Raw genomic sequence first — 20,112 nt, 5'->3', positions numbered from 1 at the left:
CAGCTGGTTCGCAATCATCATGGCGGCTCTTGCAAACCATCGGGAGCAGTCACATGCGCATAGGCATCATCGGGGCAGGCTTTATCGGCCAGGCAGTGGCGCAACGGGTCATCGCCGCAGGTCATGAAGTCATGCTCAGCAACTCACGTGGCCCACAGACCCTGAACGGCCTGCTCGTCCAGATACCCGGCGTCCAGATAGGCACGATTGAGGACGCTGCTGCCTTTGGCGATGTGGTCCTGGTCGCCATTCCCTTCAAGCACTACCCCACCCTTTCAGCTAATTGGCTTGCCGGTAAAACGGTGCTGGATGCCAATAACTACTACCCCGAACGGGACGGCTCTTTCCCGGCGCTCGACAGGTGTGAGACCACCACCAGCCGGCTGCTTGCCGAGCATTTGCCTGGCGCCAGCGTGGTCAAGGTGTTCAATGCGATCCTGGCGGATGACCTCATCCGGGAAGCTCGGCCAGTTACGGCCCACGACCGACGCGCACTGCCGGTGGCCGCCGATGAGCCTGCGGCGAAAGCGCTGGCCATACAACTGCTGGACGAGGTGGGATTTGACGCGGTTGACGCCGGTAACCTCGACGAAAGCTGGCGATTCGAACGGGCCAAACCCGCCTACTGCGTTCCATTAAACCGGGAGGCGCTGAAAGTTGCGCTGGCCGGGGCTGAAAGGCACGTGGAGCTGCCCCATGGCTCGTGGCGCCACTGAATGGCGTCATCCCGAAAAGGACCTTCAGCCAGCGCCACCTTCCGGTAACATGCGTGCCTGCACATGCCGTTCGTATTGCCTCGGGAAGGAACTTGATGATCGATCTTTCAGTATTGCTGCTTTTCGCTGGCGCCTGCCTGGCGCTTACGCTGACACCGGGCCCGGACATGCTGTTGATTGCATCGCGAAGCATGAGTCAGGGCAGAGCATCCGGTTTCGTTTCGCTGGCGGGCATTCAGGTGGGCACCTATTGTCACGCGCTGGCTGCCGCACTCGGACTGTCGCAATTGTTGATCAACGTCCCCGCTGCCTACGACGCGGTGCGGTTCGCGGGGGCTGCCTATCTGGTTTTTCTCGCCTGGAAAGCGTTCAGCGCCCCATCGCCGCTGCGTGCAGATGCGGACCTCGCAGCCACGCCCCTTCTGAGTATCTTTCGGCAGGGAGTCGTGACCAATCTGCTCAACCCAAAAATGGCACTGTTCGTGTTGGCGTTGTTTCCGCAGTTCGTTGATCCGACAAAAGCTTCGCTGGTCGGGCAGATGCTGATATTCGCCACGGTTCTGAACGTCATCGGTTTGCTGGTGAACGGCGCAGTGATACTCCTCGCCAGTAAAATCGGGCACACGCTGGCGACCAATGCCCGCATTGCCAAGCGCCTTAATCAAGTACTGGGTGCGGTCTTTTTTGGATTGGCCTGCCGGCTGGCACTGGTTTCGGGAAGATAAGGTGGCGATTGCCAGCGCAGAAAATCTTACCGCCCATTCCGTTGAACAAGGAGCCTCACCATGGCTGCCATCACCGACTATTCGGACACGCTTCATCGCCAGGCCGTGATCGAACTCTGGGACACCGTGTTCGGCTACGAAACCGCCCATAACACGCCCGGCCTCGCCATCGACAAAAAGCTGGCTGTACCGGACGGCCTCTTTTTTGTTGCCCTGACGAACAACGAGGTGGTGGGGACCGTTCTGGCCGGGTACGACGGTCATCGTGGATGGCTGTATGCGGTGGCGGTGCACCCTTCTCATCGCAGAAAAGGCGTAGGCATGCAGCTGGTTCGTCATGCAGAGCACGCCCTGACAGTGCGGGGGTGCATGAAAATCAACCTGCAGATCGTCAGCACCAATGCAAGCGTCCAGGCGTTCTATGAGTCTATGGGGTACTCAACCGAACCGCGCATCAGCATGGGCAAGAAAATCGAATCGAACATCACCCATTGATGCGTCCGCCGCAGCGGCCTCCTTGCCCTGCCCCCGCTGTCTGCGCCCCTGATCAGGGGCGTATTACTTCGTTGCTTTATTGAGCCGGATGCGCCTTCAGCCAATTCTTCATCTGCGTGATTTCCGCTGCCTGCGCCGCCACAATCTTGCGCGCCAGCTCCAGCATCTCCGGATCCTTGCCGTATTTCAGCTCGATCTTGGCCATCTCCACCGCGCCTTCGTGGTGCGGCAGCATGCCGGCCGCAAACGCCACATCGGGGTCGTCACTCATCATGCCGTGGTGCATGTCGTCTTTCATGGCGCCCATCGATTGCTGGTAGGCCTCATGCATCTGTTTGACGTCCTCCGTCTGGTCGGCCCTGACGGCGGTTACGGAAAGCAGAGCAATGACGCTGACAACGGCGGCAATCTTTTTCATGACGAAGCATCCTGGATGAGGGTAGAAACGAAGCCGTCACGCTAGACCTTTCCATTGCGGCAAGGTCAAGCAGATTCTCTATTGGTTTATCTGTCTTGGACGCTATTCTGAAGGCGCCATCGCAGTGATTACCCTGGACGGAAAGTTCCTCCCGCTGCGTCCTTTTAAGTTGCAACCGCGCTGAGACGTGGGCCCGCCGACGGTTATTTCCTCGTGCGGGCATTACGCCCAGGCTGCTTCCCCTCATTGGTAATCATCCAGTTTCAGACGGTCCAATACCCCGCGCTTAAGCGCGCTGGTGGTCTGCATTTCACACTTAACTGTCCTGAACAAATAGCCTTTCGCAGTCTGTTCAGCCAATACCGCATGACTGTCGTCGATCAAAGCCACCCAGGCGTCGCGAGTCCAACCGGGTATTGCACAATCTCTGGGATGGAGGTGGAAGGATGAGAAAACCAGGGTTTCCTGAAGCGCTCCTTCGGCATGGCGCCCGATATATTCAAGAAAATTCATCGCAATGGTGCCGGTAAGGGTGGACCCCGCGAAGATAATTGTGAGCATAACTCGTTGCCTTTTTTCCTCCGTTCCTTGCACATGTTTCTTCCAGGCCATGAACTTGACTCGATCACGCATCACCAAACCGATGAATGTGGGCGTTCTCGCCGCGAGGATAATGGAGACCAGAACGACAACGATACTGAGTGCCACAACTCCTATGAAAACCCAAAGAGTGACCAATATCAGGCTGGTCAGCGCTTTTTGAGCAACCGGAAATTTCGCTGGGTCAACGCGCGTCACGTTGAGGATGTAGGAATCGGCATGCGCACTGGCATAGATCCCAAGACCTAATGTGGGCAGCGCCACCAGCAGCGTGATCCACCACGCGCTGGCTCTGAATTTCTCAACCAACCTGAAGTGGCGCGCCGCTATCACCGTAGATCCGAGCGCAATTGGCAGGTACAAGAGTTGACCCGCATCACGGTTGATCGCGCCTCCTACAAAATGCCAAAACAATAGAAACACCAAGGCAAACATCGATATCACCGTCACCGCTGTCCAATACTCCTGCACCCCCCACCACCGAAAGCTGTAGTTCAGCTTCCATGGGAAATGCTTTAGATGAGTGCGGATAAACAGTGGCTTGTCGGCCAGGCGGTCCACCAATGCGAGAATTGCCGCGAACAGTAGGTAGCTGACGAGATACGGAAGCATGGATACGAGGCGTCCCTTTTAGAGTGGGGCGATGTTATCTCACGACCAGCGCAAGTCTTCGAGACTCCCCTGTACAGCTCAGCCTCACCAAAAACCGGCCATTCGCAGTCACCGAACCCAATGCCCGCGACTGAAGTGAGGGTGCACGAATGTGCCAACCGGTTCTGCCGGAATGCGCCAGAGGCAAGGCTGCATAACGTGAGGTGCGTACCCACGCAAAGAGTGGGCGCAATCGGCGCGCTCAGTAATGCATCGCAGCAAGATGGATCAACAAGCCAAACCGAAATGAAAAATATTCCATACCGGCCTGGCGAATCATTCCCGGTGCCGGAACCTTTGTCTTGCCGCCCGAGTCTTTTCTGGAAGCCAAATTGCATTCTGCCAGCATGCAGCGTAAACGCTGGCCGCCGATACGTGCTGGATCAGCCGGCTGGCGCAGTCCCGGAGGGAGCATGGCGCACCTCCGACCTCAGGTCATAACGTTACGTTTGCAGGTGGAAACTTGAAGCATTTGACCCGGGAAGCTCTCGAGGCTGAAGTCATGCAGTTGCGGTCGGCGTTGAAGAAAAGTGAAGTCATGAGGCTGAACAGTCTGTGCACCGGCACACGACCGAACGATAGCGCCGCCTCGCTCGGCCACACGGCCGAGCGCGCCGCCGAAGAGGTTGCCGAGCAAGCGATCGAAGACGCTCAGGTCCGCTACCGCCTCGCGGTAAAAGCCACCAACGATGCGATCTGGGACTGGGACCTCAAGGAAAACCATGTCCTGTGGAACGACGCCCTGGAACGGGTCTACGGGCATCCGCTCGCCACGGTCGAAATGGCCGGCGACTGGTGGATTGCGCAGATTCACCCCGATGACAGGCAGCGCATCGTCGCCTCGATCCATGACGTGATCGACGGCAGGCAGACCGGCTGGAGTGAGGAGTATCGGTTTCGCCGGGTGGACGGCACCTACGCTCAGGTCCTCGACCGTGGGCACGTCATCCGCGATATTCAAGGCAACGCGGTGCGCATGATCGGCGCGATGCTCGACCTCACGCCGATTCGTGACACCGAGGCTGCACTGCGGCAGAGCGAGGAGCGTTTCAGGACGATTCTGGAAACGGTCGAAGCCGCCTTTGCCATCGTTCAGGTCAAGTTCGATGCCAATGACTACCCGATCGACTATTGCTTCCTCGAAGCCAACCCGGCCTTCGAACGTGAGGCCGGGGTCAACCTGCGCGGGAAATGGGTCCGGGAGTTTGCCCCGGACCTGGAACAATTCTGGTTCGATACCTACGGACGGGTTGCCAAAACCCGCGTGCCGGCCACCTTCGAAAGCTACGCCAAAGCCTTCCAGCGCTGGTTTGACGTGCGCGCCGTCCCCGTTGGCGATCCCGCCGAATGCCAGATTGCGATCATCTTCAACGACGTGACCGGGCGGCGTGATGCCGAGGAGCGTCTGCGCCAGAGCGAAGCCATCGCCCGCGCGAACGTCGAGCGGGTGCAGCTGGCCCTGGCCGCCGGGGCCATTTTCGGCACCTGGCACTGGGACTTGCCCAGCAACAGTTTCACCGTCGATGAAGCGTTCGCCCGGGCCTTCGGCCTCGACCCGATGCTGGGCTACGAAGGCCTCAGCCTTGACCAAGTGGTGGCGACCGTGCATCCGGAAGACCGGGCGGGCCTGATGACGGCGATCGACGAGGCCATCCGTCGCGGCGGCGCCTACGCCCATCAATACCGGGTCCGTCGGGCGGACGGCAAATACTACTGGATCGAGGCAAACGGGCGCGTCAACTTCAGCGAGGACGGCGCTCCCCTCAGTTTCCCGGGCGTGCTGATCGATGTCGAGGAGCGGCGTTCGGTCGAAGCCCAGCGCGACCTAGCAACCGCCGCCCTGCGTACGCTCAACGAGACCTTGGAACAGCGTGTGGCGGAACGCACCGCAGCGCTGATGCAGACCGAGGAAAAGCTGCGCCAGTCACAGAAAATGGAAGCTGTGGGGCAACTGACGGGCGGGCTTGCCCATGACTTCAATAACTTGCTCGCGGGCATCTCGGGCTCGCTGGAATTGTTGAGTGCGCGGTTTGCTCAAGGTCGTCTGACGGATGTCGAACGCTACCTGACGACGGCACAGGGCGCGACCAAACGGGCGGCTGCCCTGACTCACCGATTACTGGCGTTCTCCCGCCAGCAAACCCTGGATCCCCGGCCCACCGAGATCAACAGCCTTGTCGAGGGCATGACCGAGCTGATCCAGCGCACCGTGGGCCCCAGCATCAGCGTGCAGACCGTTGGCTCGCCGGACAGCTGCGTGGCACTGGTCGATGCGAGCCAGCTGGAAAATGCGTTGCTGAATCTGTGCATCAACTCGCGGGACGCCATGCAGGACGGCGGCAGCATTACCATCGAAACCCGCTGTCAGTTCGTGGGAACAGCGGAAGCACCGCTGCTGGAGGTCCCCGAGGGCGAATACCTGACCCTCAGCGTGACCGACACCGGAACGGGCATGCCGGCCAACGTCGTGGCGAAGGCTTTCGACCCCTTCTTCACCACCAAACCCATCGGTCAGGGCACTGGCCTGGGCCTCTCGATGATTTATGGTTTCGCCAAGCAATCCGGGGGGCAGGTTCGTATCGCCTCGGTGGTCGGACAAGGGACCACGCTGTCCATCTACCTCCCCCGCTACCACGGAACGCCCAGCGTAAATGAGCTGTACGAACCAGATGCCGCGGCCTCGACAGCGGGCATCGGCGAAACAATTCTGGTCGTCGATGATGAACCCACGGTGCGCATGCTGGTGACCGAGGTCCTGGCTGAACTCGGCTACACCCTCATGGAAGCGACGGACAGCGCCAGTGGCCTGAATCTGCTTCGGTCGGATGTGCGGATCGACATGCTCGTCACCGATGTCGGTCTGCCCGGTGGCATGAACGGACGCCAGATGGCAGACGCTGCGCGCCTGGTGCGTCCGGGCCTGCGGACATTGTTCATCACCGGCTACGCGGAGGGGGCGGCGATCGGTGCCGGCCAGCTCGAGCCTGGCATGCATGTGCTCATCAAGCCTTTCGGCATCGAGACACTGGCCGCCCGCGTGCGTGAACTCATGAACACGCCGATCTGATAGACCGATCTGATAGTCAGCCCGGCGGCATACCCGATCAGGCTGACGCGGACCTTTGGGCCACACCTCACGGTTTTTCCGAAAAGCCAGCGCCTCCCCCGGGTGACATTTGAAGCCTGATGAGCATGGGGGCGGCGATGTTTCGCGTGCAAACATTGACAGCCTGCTGAAACGCTCGCTATACCTACAGCGTTGTACGACGACAGACGATCACAATCGATAACCCCAATAATAAAAAAGTGATGCCATGATCCCGAACGAGTCTACCCACCCCCAAAGCATTACCCAGACGGCCACCCGGTCCGTCGGCAAATACCGCTGGACGATCTGCGCGCTGCTGTTTTTCGCCACCACAGTCAACTACCTGGACCGTCAGGTGCTCAGCCTGCTGGCACCGGAGCTGTCCACGACGTTTGGCTGGAGCAACACCGACTATGCCAACATCGCTTCGGTGTTTCAGTTCGTCTATGCGATCTCGATGATTTTCGCCGGGCGTCTGGTCGACAGGATAGGCACCAAAACCGCGTTCGTGGTGGCCATCAGTGTCTGGTCCACCGGCGCGGTCATGCACGCGTTTGCAGTGCCGCTGGGACAAGGCATTGGCGCGATCACCACCGTCCTGGGATTCGCCGCCATTCCGGTGTCCATTGCCGGTTTCATGCTGTCGCGGGCCGTGCTGGCGGTTGGCGAGGCCGGTAACTTTCCGATTGCGATCAAGGCGGTCGCCGAATACTTCCCGAAAAAAGAGCGCTCGTTCGCCACCGGCATTTTCAACTCCGGCGCCAACGTCGGCGCGATCACGGCGCCCATTTGCGTGCCACTGATCGCGGCATTCTGGGGCTGGGAATCGGCGTTCATCGTGGTCGGCCTGCTGGGTTTTGTCTGGCTGGGCGTGTGGATGGCGCTGTACGAAAAACCGGATCAGCAAAAACGCCTGACGGCTGAAGAACTGGCCTATATCCGTAGCGACGAGGTTGAGCACGTCAAGGCGGCCCCGCTGCCGGGCGCGCCTGCGGTCAAGGTCTCCTGGTTCAAACTGCTCACTTATCGCCAGACGTGGGCGTTTGCCTTCGGCAAGTTCATGACCGACGGCGTGTGGTGGTTTTTCCTGTTCTGGCTGCCGACCTACCTGTCGGCGCAGTACGGGATGAAAGGCCAGGCCATCGTGCTGCCGCTGTTTGTGCTGTACAGCATGACCATGGTTGGCAGCATTGGCGGCGGCTGGTTCCCGAGCTACTTCATGGCTCGCGGTGACAAGCCTTATGACGGCCGCATGAAAGCCATGCTGGTGATCGCGCTGTTCCCGCTGGTGGTGCTGCTGGCGCAACCGTTCGGCTATATCAGCTTTTGGGTGCCCGTCCTGTTGATCGGCATCGGCGCATCCGCGCACCAGGCGTGGTCTTGCAACATCTTCACCACCGTCTCCGACATGTTTCCGCAGAAAACCGTGGCGTCGGTGGTCGGCATCGGTGGCATGGCGGGCGGCCTGGGCGGCGTGGTCATGACCAAGATCGGCGGCTGGGTGTTCGACTACTACAAGTCGATCAACGACATTCACACCGGCTACATGATCATGTTCGCGATCTGCGCCCTCGCCTACCTGGTGGCGTGGAGTGTGATGAAGACGCTGGTGCCGCGCCACAAGGAGATCACTGACCTTTAACCAGTCGGATGAAGCCAGGCCCCCCATAAACCGGGGCTGAGGCAACAATGTGGGACCGGCTTTAGCCGGGAAGACGTCAGGCGCCACACCTCAACAGTGATGGCGCTTGCACTGGCCTCTTCCCGGCTAAAGCCGGTCCCACTAAAAGACCGCGTGAGGTCAGTGAGATTGAGCGTGAACTCGACTGTGGGACCGGCTTTAGCCGGGAAAGCGTCAGACGTCACACCGCAAAAGTGATGGCGCTTGCACTGGCCTCTTCCCGGCTGAAGCCGGTCCCACTAAAAACCGCGTGCGGTCAGTGAGATTGAGCGTGAACCCGACTGTGGGACCGGCTTTAGCCGGGAAGGCGTCAGGCGCCACACCGCAACAGTGATGGCGCCTGCACTGGCCTCTTCCCGGCTGAAGCCGGTCCCACTAAAACACCGCGTGCCGTCAGTGAGATCGAGCGTGAACTCGACTGTGGGACCGGCTTTAGCCGGGAAAGCGTCAGGGGACACGCCGCAAATTGCGGGTGATCGCGCTGGACTCTTCCCGGCTGAAGCCGGTCCCACTAAAACACCGCGTGGGGCCAGTGAGATCGAGCGTGAACTCGACTGTGGGACCGGCTTTAGCCGGGAAGGCGTCAGGTGTGACGCCGCAAAAGTGAGGGCGATCGCACTGGCCTCTTCCCGGCTAAAGCCGGTCTCACTAAAAGACCGCGTGCGGTCAGTGAGATGCTGACGATCAGGCGCCTCTGTCACCTCGACTGGCCGCCAGCATTGAGCAAGTAAAACCAGAGTCTGCTGAGACGGGCCCCGGAGATCAATCTAACCAATCGGGGTTTCATTCACCTCGTCGTCAGCCTCAGGTTCCGGTAACGCTGTGAAGTCGACCAGGAGCGGCGCGGTGACGGCCTCATCGGCCCGTGCGGCAGCGCCGTCCCGTCGCGATTCAGCCAGCAGGTCGTTCAGCGCCACGTGCAGCTTCTGCAACGCCCCTTCCTTATCCACCCACCAGTCGGTGGACCACAGCCGCAGCAGGTTCCAGCCCAGGCCGGTGAGAATCGCGCCGCGCACTTTGTCCCGGTCCCGGGCGGTGGCAGCGCTGTGGTACGTGGCACCGTCGCACTCAACCCCCGCCAGGTAATCGCCCGGGCGGTCCGGGTGAACGATGCCCAGATCGATGCGGAAACGTGACACGCCGATCTGCGGAACAACCTGCCAGCCCAGACGCCTCAGCCCTTGGGCCACGGCTTCTTCGAACGGCGAATCGTAACCGCCCACCGAGCCTTGAACCGCCTCGGCCAGCGCTTTCGGACCGCGCTGAGCAAACTCGATGAAGTGCTTCAGATCGCGCACGGCTCGCGCGTTGGTGCGGTTGAGGTCAATCATCGACGGATCGAACGAGGTGAACACCAGCATTTCCCGGCGGGACCGGGTAATGGCGACGTTGAGCCGGCGCCATCCGCCGTCCTTGTTGAGGGGACCGAAGTTCATCGACATCACCGGCGCACCGGGTTCGGTGGGGCCATAACCAATGCCCAGCATAATCAGGTCACGCTCGTCGCCCTGGACGGTTTCCAGATTCTTGACCACCACCGGCTCGGTCTGGGTGTCCTGGAAGAACGGCTCGATCTGCGGGTATTGCTTGCGGGCCGCGTCCAGCAGGTCGTTGATCAGTTTCTGCTGATCGGAGTTAAGCGTGATGATGCCGATGGAATACCCCGCCGCCACGAACGCAGGGTCGGTGAGGCGCTTGACGGTTTCATCGACGATGGCCTGGGCTTCGGCCTGGTTGTAACGCCCCTTGCCCTTGGCGTACACGCCCTCGACCTTGCGCCACTCGACGGCACTGGCGCGGGTTTCCGCGGCCGGGAAAGTGATCAGATTGCTGTCGTAGTAACGGTGATTGGAGAAGGCAATCAGGCTTTCATGGCGACTGCGGTAGTGCCAGCTCAGACTGTGACTCGGCACACCTGCCCCCAGGCATTCGTCGAGGATGCTTTCCATGTCTTCGGCGGTGTCGTCGTCGCCGGCATTCGGGCCACGGTTGAAGAAGTTGGTCGGCGGCATCTGCCGAGGGTCACCGGCGATGATCACCTGCTTGCCCCGGGCAATCGAACCGATGGCGTCCCACGGCGCGATTTGCGACGCCTCGTCGAAGATCACCAGATCGAACGGCGGCTGGTCGGCGGGCAGGAACTGCGCGATCGACAAGGGGCTCATGAGCATGCAAGGGGCCAGACGATTCAGCGCATCGCCCATCTCGATCGCCAACTGCCGGACCGGTTTGTGCCGGCGGGACTTCTGCAACTCATGCTTGAGAATGGCAAAGCCGCTGCTTTTCGGGATGTCATTCTTGGACGGAATCAACCCGCAGAGCTTGGCGCGGATATAGCGCACGGTCAGTTTCGCCAGCTCGTCGTCCAGGCGTACGAAAGCGCCGATATCGCTCATGTGCTCGGCCGACACGAAATTGCGCAGCAAGGGTTCGCCGTCGATGCCCTGGGTCGCGAACCAATGGGCATAAGCCGTGACGAAGGTGTCCTCTGCGGCAGACGGCAACAGGCTGCCGGTTTCCAGTGCCTGGGCCAGAGTGGCCAGGCCGGCCTCGCTCGCTTGTTCCCTCACGCGGCACCAGTCACACCACGCCTTGAGCCGCTCCTCCTGCTGCTGGATGGCGAGTGACGTGGTCCGAAGAACGGCCACGCTCGGGTGAGTCTCGGTGGCCGTGCCCGCCAGGCCGGCGAACGACCGCGCCGCTTCCTCAAAGCGCGACAGCGCCTGCTGCAACGTCAAGCAGGAGGAAGCGATTTGGCCGCTCGGCGCCAACATGTCGTTCGCCTCGATCACCAGACGCGCCACGGCGCCGCGCAAGGCAATCAGGTTCTCGGGTGATTTGGCCAGCCCGATCAGCATGCCGCGCAGACGCTCGGCCAAGGTCACGGCCTGCAGCGTTCGCACCGGGTCGCTGGTCATGCCTTTCCAGCCGGGCATCGATTGCATGTCGCTGGCCAACCCATCCAGCTCCACGAGATGAGTCTGCAGGCGTTCAAAAATGGCGAGGTCGCCCAGGGTGTCCGGCAGCCCTGCCGCCCCACCCAGGGAGGCGAGCTTCTTCGCCACCTTCTTTTTCGCGAACGTCGCCAGAAACCAGAACTTGCCCTCGGCTTCATGCCACTCGGTGCGCAGTTGCGCGACCGGCACACGACGGCACGCTTCATCGGCGTAATCCAGGGACAGGGTTTCTTCAAGCTCCCGATAACTCTCGATCAATTGGCAACTGCGCCGGGCTGCTTCGATGCGCGCGGCAGCATCGGGTGCAAAGGCAAATGACAGGTTCAGGCCGTGGGATTCAAGGATCAGGGCAACCAGCTCATGCAGCTGCTGGACCTGCGCCACTTCAGCGACCGGCAACGGCACGTGGGTCAGACCCAGAAGCCGCTCGCTGGCGGCGTTCAACTGATCAAGGGCTTGGGGAATCTCGCGGGCAACGCTGGCGATCTGAGCCTGCCAGGCGTTCGACCATTGCGTCTGCGCCAAGGCGCCGAACTTGCCTGAAAGCTCGCGGGCGGCGCTGCCGTTGAGTCCCAGGCGACGGGCGAGATCCAGCAACCCGGCGTACTCGGTTCCATCGTGTTGCGTGCCTATTTCCCAGGCCAGCCTTGGCGTCTGAGGGCTGTGGTCGCGAACCACCCGACCGATGGACTGATGCAGGGTCAGGCCGTTATCCCAGCGTCGGTGCAGCACATCGACCAGTTGGTTGAGCCGTGAGCGAAGGGTCTGCAACCGGGCGGCTTCACGTTCCCATTCCTCGGCGCTCAACGCTTCACTCACGTCCCAGGCGCGGTCCAGCTGCTTGAGCACTTCAACCTTGGACGCCTTGCTGGAATGCAGCTCCAGACAGAATTCGCCAAGGCCCTTCTCGGCCAGGCGACGAAACACCACGTCAAGGGCGGCGCGTTTCTCTGCCACGAACAGCACACGCCGGCCGAGGGCCAGGTTGTGGGCGATCATGTTGGCGATGGTCTGGGATTTGCCGGTGCCGGGTGGCCCGTCCATGACGAAACTGTGGGTGTTGGCCGACGCCACCACCGCGGCCACTTGCGACGAGTCGGCCGGCAAGGGGGCGAACAGCTGCGCCGGCGTGACGGTCGCATCCAGACGCTCGGGGTGGGGAAATTCGGCCGAACTGGAAAAGCCTTCACCCGCTCCTTCACCCGCTGCGTCGGGGTCCAGCAGAAGCTTGACCAGAGGGCTTTGCAGCAGCTGCGCCGCGTTGGCGTTCAGGTCTTTCCACATCAGGTATTTGGCAAACGAGAAGGTGCCCAGCACCAGCTCGGTGCTGACCTCGAAGCCGGGTACATCGCGCACCGCCCGGCGCACGCTGTTCCAGATCCCGGCCACATCAATGCCGCTGCCATCGCTGGGCAGCTCACCGTCCAGCCCGGGAATCACCAGCTCGAAGTCGTGGCGCAGCAGCTCAAGCAAGGTCAGGTTGAAACGCGGTTCCTCGTCGAGCAGGCTCAGCGTGACCCCGGACAAAGCGCTTTTGCGCTCGAGTTTCACCGGCAACAAAATCAGCGGCGCGGAATAGGTTTTCGGGTCGTCGACGCTTTTCTTCCACTTCAGAAAGCCGATGGCCAGGAACAGCGTGTTCGCGCCGCCTTCCTCGATATCGCTGCGGGCCTTGCGGAACAGGTCGATCAGCGTGGCTTCCAGCTTGACCTTCTCCAGACTGGCCAGGACTTCGCCGCGCGCCAGTGCCTGACGGGCGACTTCGTCGACCAGGCTTTCGTTGTTCTGCTGTTCATACAGGGCCTCATCGCGGCCGCTGCTTTTCAAATCGGGGACGGCCACCACGCGAATGCGCTGACCGCTGGAGAGCAGGTCTTCAAGGGCCGCCGAATCGGGGCACAGCAGACGCACGCCCTTGGCGCTGTCCGGCAAATGCAGCAGACGATTCCGGGTGGTCAGATCGAGCAGTTTGCGTTGCCACAGGGTGAGTTTTCCGGCCGGCCCCGAGGCGTCTTCATTGATCTCGACATCGAACCCCGGCAGCGACGGCGCTTCTTCCAGCCCTTCCGCCACGGGCGGTGCTTCCTCGGCGCCATCGACTGGAACAACCGCTGACACCAGCGCCATCGGACGAATCTTCTGCATCCGGGCGCGGTGCACGTCGATGGCCATGATGAACTGCTCATCGTCGAGTTCCCGCTCGGCGGCGGCCACCGCCCGGGAAAAACTCGGCGCGGGTGCCTGGGTCGCGAGGGTCGTCTCGAACACCAGCATTTCTTTCAGGTCGAGACGCTTGCGCACGGCCGATGCTTCATCGGTCAGCAACTGGGAAAATTCCTGAGGCTGCAACCAGACGCCGGCGAATGCGTGACCCTTGGTCATGACCAGCAACGCATTCAAACCGGCCTGCTCCAGCGCGGCCGCAAACAGCAACGCGGTGTCGAGGCAGGTCGCGACGCCGTTTTCCAGCACCACGCTCGGTGGCCTGATCTTCTGGCCCTGCTGCTCGAAACTGGCGGGTGGCAACGCATAGCTCAGTTGAAAGCTGCACACCCCCGACCAGATGGCGGAAGCCAGTTCCCAGGTGCGCGTGCGGGATTTGCTTTCGTAGCCGTCGATGCCGTCTTTCTTGCCGGCACGGCGCAGGACTTGCGAGGCGGCTTTAAGCACCCGGTCCACTGCGGGGTCATTGGGCATGCAGAACGCGGCGAGCAGTTCCGGCATCGCGCTCAACCCGCTCCATTCAGTGCGGGCCAGGAGTTCGGTGGGGAAGCGCTGTTCGACGAGCACCGTTTCGCCCCGGGACACGCGCAACACCACGTCGGCGTTCAGGCTTTCGGTCAGACCGGACAGGTATCCGGCGTTCAGCTTGATGTCGCGATCAGGGATGCCGAGGCGATCACCGGCGTGGATGCGGTCAATATTCCAGCTTCGGCTTTCAACGAACTCCGGGTCGGTGCTCAGGGTCAGCACCAGGTCTTCGAGGGTGGTTTCTTCCTGATTCCAGAGGCTCAATTCGCGCACAAGGGGAACGGCATTCTGGTGGGAGGCGAAGCCGATCTTGCGGGCGATCAGCGCGTCAATCTTGATGTTCATTCACAGGATCCTGAAGCTACGAGCGCTGGCCCCATGAGGGGCGCGCCAAATGGCGCCTATAGTCCATGAGTAATCGCCGATTGTGAATGTGTTTATCGGTCAATCAGCCCGCCGGGCATTTTACAGGGACGCTGGCGCAGCGGTCCGCAACGCCCCGGCTTGCGGCTCGCACGAGGGCTTCACTGCCTGCGCGAGCCCTTGCTGCCGGCCCGGGAGATGTCCCCCCAGCGGCGCACCAGGTAGTTGTGTTCATCCATGACCGCATTCCACACCGCGATGTGCCCCATGCGCTGCTCGTAGGAGCCGCCATCGCGCACTTCGCCGATGTCGATCAGCGGCAGGCCGTCGCTGCCCATGAGTTGTTCCCGGGCGGGCAGTCCGGCGTACCAGTAATCCCACTCGGCCGCGCTCAGGTGTTCGCGGCTGCGGGCCGGATTGCCGATGTAATAACCCTGGCGGGCCATCACCGCCCCGGGCCAGCCGGACAGCCACCAGTTGAGGTAGGCGTAGGCCGCATCGAGTACCGCGCCTTTGGCATGGCGCGACAGGGACAACCCGCCGAACCAGCCGCGATAACCCTCGCGCGGGACGGCGACGCGGTATTTCACGCCGGCCCGATGCAAGCGCACCAGGGTCGGCGACCATAAGCTCTGGATGTCGATTGTCGGATGCAACATCAGTTCCGCCGCTTCTTCATCGTCTGACCAGAACGCGCCGAACATGCCCTGCCCCTGCTTGCGCACAAGGATGTCGGCGAGCACGTCGATCTCTTCGATGCTCAGGTTGCCGATGTCGCGGAACTGCGCCAGCCCTGCGCCTTCCACGGCGAGCGCCGCGTCGAGTGCGCCGATGGCCGCGTCACTTTGCAGGGCCACCCGCCCGCACCAGGCCGGATCGACCAGCCAGCCCCAGCTCTCGTCCGCCGAGCTGAAGCCGGCGGGAAGGCGCTCGGGACGATAGGCGAAACTGTCGGCGTTGTGGGTCAGTGGCAACATGCTGATGCGCTCACTCACCCCGCTGCCGAGGCTGCCGTCGTGCTGCACAAAAAGGCGCTCGCTGGGCACGCTGCCGCTGCCGAGGCGGTCACTGGCCGACAGCCTGCCGCGTTTGGGCAGATCGTTGATTTCGTGCCACAGGGCAACACGGCGGGTGTCGATGGGCTGAATGGCGCGGGCGGGCCAGACGAAATCCACGTTGTGGAACCACTGGTCATAGAGGTCGTAACTGTCGGGCTGCATGACCGCGATGCGCTGGGCGGTTTGCACGTCATGCACCTGATAAACCAGCTTGATACCGAGGTCTTCTTCGGCGCGAACCCGCAGGGATTCAAGCAGCGTCACCGAAGTGCCCAGTACCCTCAGCGTCACGGTCATGCCAGCGCTTCCCGGGGCGCCGGCGCCAGGCGTTCGCTGAACACCTCGAACGAGCGGCGCAGCAGCGCGGTGTCCAGCCCGCGCACGATGAATACCAGCCGCGAACGATGGTCGTCGCCCGGCCACGAAGGCAGGTGCACCGGCGCGTGCAGGCAATGCTGCACGCCATGAATGACGACGGGGGCGTGGCTGTTGTTCACGTTGAGCAGTCCTTTGACGCGCAGGATTCGTTCGCCGTGGCATCTTAGCAGCATGGACAGCCAGACCCCGAAGGCGACCCAATCCAGCGGGCGTTCAAAGGTCAGGCAGCAGACCTGCGCCTCGCCGTGGCGGGCGGCTGTCGAGCGCACGCCCATCAATTGCCAGCGCGCGACCTCCTGGGCGGGATCACTGCTGTGCAGCCCGTCACCGAGCAGCAGTTGGTCGCCGCTCTGAATGGCATCCGTGGTCAGCACAGGCGCGGGATTGATCGACTGCAAACGCCGCTGCAACGCCTGCAGCGCGTCTTCGTCGGCGACGTCGGTCTTGCTGATCAGCAGCCGGTCGGCAGCGGCGACCTGGGCCATCCATTCCGGGTGCAGGCGTTCCTGCAGCGCGGCATGGCTGGCGTCGACCACGGTCACCACCAGCCCGACATACACACGGCCGCGCAGGTGCGGATCATTGTTGATCGTCGCCAGAATGGGCGCCGGATCGGCCAGCCCCGTGGTTTCCAGGAGGATGCGTCGAAACGCCGGCACTTCGCCCCGTGCGCGGCGCTGGAGCAAATCGGTCAACGCGTCGCGCAACTCGCCCCGAATGGAGCAACAGACGCATCCACTGGGCAGCAGGACGGTGTCCGGCGCCACCGCCTCCACCAGCAGGTGATCGATGCCCACATCGCCGAACTCATTGATCAGCAGCGCCGTGTCGCCGAGGTTTTCTCCCTGCAGCAGGCGCTTGAGCAAGGTGGTCTTGCCGCTGCCGAGAAAACCGGTGATGACGTTCAGCGCGATACTCATGGGTGCTGCTCCAGGTGGTCCAGCAGTCGTTCATCCAGCGGATCCAGCGGGCGGCCGATCAACTGCTCGGCCCGTTGCCAGAGTTGGTCGAGGCCGCTCGCCAGTTCCTGCTTGCCGGTGGCGCCGAGCAGCAGGTAGGAGACGCCCTGAAAGTCCTCGACCTTCAGGCGGAACGGCGCCACCACCTTGTTGATCGCGGCAATCCGGCGCAGGCGTTCGCGGCGACGGGGCAGTTCGTCGCCCAGCGGGTCGCTCCAGTGCACGTCTTCACCCAGCAGGCCGCAGAGTCCACACATGGTTATTTGCTCCTGTTTTATTCACGACTCTGTTCTTCGCGGCTCTGTTCTCTGTACTTGGGCATCACGGCATCACATCGCCGGAATTCGGCCCCAGGGTCTGGCCGACGAACAGATTGCCTCCGGGCTCGCTGGCGAGCAGCACCGCGACGGGCGCCACTTCTTCCGCCAGGCCAAAGCGCCCCAGGGGCAGCTCGGCAGCTTTGGCGGTTTTCCAGGCGCTGCTGATCCCGGCCACCAGCGGCGTTTCGATCGGGCCGGGCGCAATGGCGTTGACCAGCACGTTGTCCTTGGCCACTTCCAGGGCAAGGGATTTGCTGAAGCCGATCACCCCGGCCTTGGCGGCGGCGTAATGGGTCAACTCGGCGCCGCCCTTGATGCCCAACTGTGACGCGACGTTGATGATGCGTCCCCACCGCTGCGCCAGCATGTGCGGCAAGGCGCGCTGACTGGCGATGAACACGCTGGTCAGGTCGACGCGCAGCATGTCGTTCCACATGTCCAGGGTCAGGTCGACACAGCGGGCCTGGGTCAGCATGCCGGCGTTATTGACCAGAATATCGATGCCGCCAAAGTGCTGAACGCAGGCATCGACACCGGCCTGCGCGCCCTCGACGGTGCCGACATCGGCCACGCTTTCCACCACTTGGGCACTTAATGAGCGACAGGCCTGAGCGGTGGTCGCCAGGGTAACGGCGTCGCGGTCGGCGAGGACCAGCCGCGCGCCCTGCTCGGCGAACGCGCGGGCGATGGCAGCACCGATCCCGCTGCCTGCGCCGGTGATCACCGCGCGTTTATTAACCAGTTGCATGGTGTTTCCTCTTTCAGTCCAGCGCCTGTAGCGCGATCAACAGCGGATCAGCGCTGCGCCCTACTCCGGCCACCGCACGGTCAGGCCGCCATCGATGACGATGCTTTGCCCGGTGAGATAACTGGACTCCTCGCTGCACAGGAATCGCACCAGCGAAGCGACTTCATCGGCCCGGCCGACACGGCCCAGCGGGATGGCACGGGCCGCTTTGGCGAGGCCCTCGGGCCCGAGTGAGTTTTTACTGTCCAGCGATTGCGGTGTCTCGATCAAACCCGGAATCACCGCGTTGCAGCGAATCCCCCGGGGCGCCAGTTCCACCGCCAGCGAACGGCACAGCCCCGGCACCCCGGCTTTGGCCGCAGCGTAGTGGGCGTGGTCCTGCCAGCCATAGACGCCCCCGGCAATCGACGAAATGGCCACCATCGAGCCGCCCTCGCCCATGTGCCGAGCCGCTGCGCGAAAGGTGCGCATCACGCCGGTGAGATCGACATCAAGCATCTCGTTCCAGCGCGCGTCGGTCATCTCCAGCAACGGCGCGCGGCGCAGCAGTCCGGCATTGGCGACGGCGTAATCGATGCGGCCGAAGCGGCTGATGGCCTGCTCGGCCAGGGCATCAACCGAGGCCGTTTGAGTGACGTCCAGCTCCGCCATCAGGCATTCGCCACCCGCTTCCGCGACCAGCTGCGCGGTGATCTCCGGGTCATGGGGGTCGGCCGGGTAATAGCCGCCCACCACCGCGACGCCCTTGTGCGCGAAAGCCACCGCCAGGGCCTGGCCGATCCCGCTGGCGGCCCCGGTAATCAACGCTACTCTGCGAATCATGTTCAGTTCCTTATTGGACGGTTTCTATCGGACGGTTGCTATTGGACGGTTTCTGGGCGCACGTGGCGGGCGGCGAACATCAACACGCCGGACAGAAAACACGGCACGGCACCGAAATACAGCGCCGAGGTCTGCCAGTCGCCGCCGGCACTCAGGACCGAGGTCGCGCCAAAACCGGCGACCACGGCGCCAATCGGGCCCATCGCGTGGATGATCGCGCCACCGGTGGCGCGGATGCTGGTCGGGAAGCTTTCGCTGATGAAAAACAGGGCGGCGGAATATGGACCGATCAGGAAGAACAGCCCGAGGCTGTACAGACCGACCACCGTCGGCATGTTGCTGGGGCCGAACAGCATGCCGGTGAACGACAGACCGCCGAGCATCCAGCCCAGGCCGATGACGTTGCGCCGGCCGATCTTGTCGCCCATCCAGCCGTGGCTGAGGTAGCCGCAGTAGCCCACCAGGTTCGACAGCACCAGGATGATCAGCGAGTTCTCGAAGGAGATGTGGTGCACGCTGACGATGACCGAGGTGCCCAGCACGCTGAACACCTGAATCGCCGCCCAGTTGAGCAGGATCGCCGCGCCGATCACCAGGGTCGCCCGGCGCGAGGTGCCACGGAACGCTGCGCCGATGCCGGCGGTGCGATGCTCTTCGTAATCCACGCCGTAGGTCATTGCCACTTGTTTGGCCTGCTCGGCGTCGCCGGCCTTGCGCAGCTGGGTGATGCGCTGGTGAATCTGGAACTGCGGGCTTTCCTTGAGCTTGCGCGCCATGAACGCAATCACCAGCGCAGGGATGGCGGCGAAGACGAAGCAGCCCTGCCAGCCGATGATCGGCAGCAGCACGGCGGTCAGGCCTGCAGCGATCAGCGCACCGACCGGCCAGCCGCCTTGCACCAGGCTGTAGATGAAGCCACGCCGCTTGGCCAGACGCGGGTCTTCGGAGGCCGCATAAATTTCGCTGAGGTAGGTCGCGTTAACGGTTTCTTCGGCGTAGCCCAGCCCGCTCAGGGAGCGGATCAGGATCAACGGCGACTTGCCCCATGACCCGCCCAGTGCCGTCAGCGCCGAGCAGATCGCGGAACCGGTGACCGTGAAAATGATGCCCATGCGTCGGCCGAGGCGATCCACCAACGGACCGATGGCCAGCGCGATGACCGCCGTGCCGACCGCAGCCCAGGTGGCGATTTCCGCCTGTTCCGCTTCGCCCCACTGAAAGTGCCGGCCGATTTCCGGCAGCAAGGTGCCGAACAGGATGAAGTCGTACACCGCAAAGACCCACGCGAAGAAGGCGATCCAGGTGGCGTAGCGGACTTCTTCGGAAGTCAGTTGCCGGGGTTTCCAGCCGGTCAGATCAAGCTTGTTGTAAATGGACATGGG

15 protein-coding genes are annotated in these 20,112 nt (G+C 62.4%); 5 read left to right on the top strand and 10 right to left on the bottom strand.

The genetic code is table 11. The features are described from left to right. The first annotated feature begins 53 nt into the window (after positions 1-53). From ACYASU_RS23105 to ACYASU_RS23095, 3 genes are all read left to right on the top strand, one after another. Entirely contained in the window at positions 54-716 is a 663-nt protein-coding gene (locus ACYASU_RS23105; protein WP_463584191.1) for an NADPH-dependent F420 reductase, read from the top strand. Between the two features lie 95 nt (positions 717-811). Further along, a complete protein-coding gene (locus ACYASU_RS23100) occupies positions 812-1,441 on the top strand; it encodes a LysE family translocator (RefSeq protein ID WP_463584190.1) in 630 nt (209 codons plus the stop codon). A gap of 60 nt (positions 1,442-1,501) precedes the next feature. Beyond that, positions 1,502-1,936 carry a GNAT family acetyltransferase gene (locus ACYASU_RS23095; protein WP_463584189.1) on the top strand — a complete coding sequence of 145 codons (435 nt, stop codon included), beginning with the start codon at positions 1,502-1,504 and terminating at the stop codon, positions 1,934-1,936. A gap of 76 nt (positions 1,937-2,012) precedes the next feature. Here the strand turns inward: ACYASU_RS23095 and copM are convergent, their stop codons facing one another. From copM to ACYASU_RS23080, 3 genes are all read right to left on the bottom strand, one after another. After that, positions 2,013-2,354: a CopM family metallochaperone gene (copM, locus tag ACYASU_RS23090; protein WP_346625727.1), complete on the bottom strand. Its 342-nt coding sequence runs from the start codon at positions 2,352-2,354 to the stop codon at positions 2,013-2,015. 243 nt (positions 2,355-2,597) lie between these two features. Next, positions 2,598-3,566: a hypothetical protein gene (locus ACYASU_RS23085; protein WP_463584188.1), complete on the bottom strand. Its 969-nt coding sequence runs from the start codon at positions 3,564-3,566 to the stop codon at positions 2,598-2,600. A 241-nt stretch (positions 3,567-3,807) separates the two neighbouring features. Next, entirely contained in the window at positions 3,808-4,020 is a 213-nt protein-coding gene (locus tag ACYASU_RS23080) for a hypothetical protein (protein ID WP_463584187.1), read from the bottom strand. Positions 4,021-4,143: 123 nt separating this feature from the next. Here ACYASU_RS23080 and ACYASU_RS23075 point away from each other — a divergent pair, with 123 nt between their 5' ends. Next, positions 4,144-6,672: a PAS domain-containing protein gene (locus ACYASU_RS23075; protein WP_463584186.1), complete on the top strand. Its 2,529-nt coding sequence runs from the start codon at positions 4,144-4,146 to the stop codon at positions 6,670-6,672. 247 nt (positions 6,673-6,919) lie between these two features. Then, positions 6,920-8,335, top strand: coding sequence for an MFS transporter (locus ACYASU_RS23070; protein ID WP_463584185.1), 1,416 nt, complete (start codon positions 6,920-6,922; stop codon positions 8,333-8,335). Between the two features lie 806 nt (positions 8,336-9,141). On the opposite strand, the gene ACYASU_RS23065 is transcribed toward ACYASU_RS23070, so the two are convergent. The 7 genes from ACYASU_RS23065 to ACYASU_RS23035 all read right to left on the bottom strand — a co-directional run bounded on the left by ACYASU_RS23065 (position 9,142) and on the right by ACYASU_RS23035 (position 20,109). Then, positions 9,142-14,427 carry a DUF4011 domain-containing protein gene (locus ACYASU_RS23065; protein WP_463584184.1) on the bottom strand — a complete coding sequence of 1,762 codons (5,286 nt, stop codon included), beginning with the start codon at positions 14,425-14,427 and terminating at the stop codon, positions 9,142-9,144. 179 nt (positions 14,428-14,606) lie between these two features. Then, positions 14,607-15,800, bottom strand: a complete 1,194-nt coding sequence (locus tag ACYASU_RS23060; protein ID WP_463584183.1) for an ABC transporter substrate-binding protein — start codon at positions 15,798-15,800, stop codon at positions 14,607-14,609. Next, a complete protein-coding gene (locus ACYASU_RS23055; RefSeq protein WP_463584182.1) occupies positions 15,797-16,801 on the bottom strand; it encodes a CobW family GTP-binding protein in 1,005 nt (334 codons plus the stop codon). Before ACYASU_RS23055 ends, ACYASU_RS23060 begins: the two co-directional genes overlap by 4 nt. Then, positions 16,798-17,097, bottom strand: a complete 300-nt coding sequence (locus tag ACYASU_RS23050) for a hypothetical protein (RefSeq protein ID WP_065989066.1) — start codon at positions 17,095-17,097, stop codon at positions 16,798-16,800. Before ACYASU_RS23050 ends, ACYASU_RS23055 begins: the two co-directional genes overlap by 4 nt. 64 nt (positions 17,098-17,161) lie before the next feature. Beyond that, on the bottom strand, positions 17,162-17,908 hold the full coding sequence (locus ACYASU_RS23045; RefSeq protein ID WP_463584181.1) for an SDR family NAD(P)-dependent oxidoreductase: 747 nt from the start codon (positions 17,906-17,908) through the stop codon (positions 17,162-17,164). 60 nt (positions 17,909-17,968) lie between these two features. Further along, complete coding sequence (locus ACYASU_RS23040) at positions 17,969-18,730, bottom strand: SDR family NAD(P)-dependent oxidoreductase (RefSeq protein WP_463584180.1); 762 nt, start codon at positions 18,728-18,730, stop codon at positions 17,969-17,971. A gap of 38 nt (positions 18,731-18,768) precedes the next feature. Beyond that, a complete protein-coding gene (locus tag ACYASU_RS23035; RefSeq protein ID WP_282371672.1) occupies positions 18,769-20,109 on the bottom strand; it encodes an MFS transporter in 1,341 nt (446 codons plus the stop codon). Between the last annotated feature and the right edge of the window lie 3 nt (positions 20,110-20,112).

Source organism: Pseudomonas sp. HP_12 (assembly GCF_055283955.1).
Note: the sequence above shows the minus strand (reverse complement) of the source record. Positions and strands in the feature narration are given on the sequence as shown.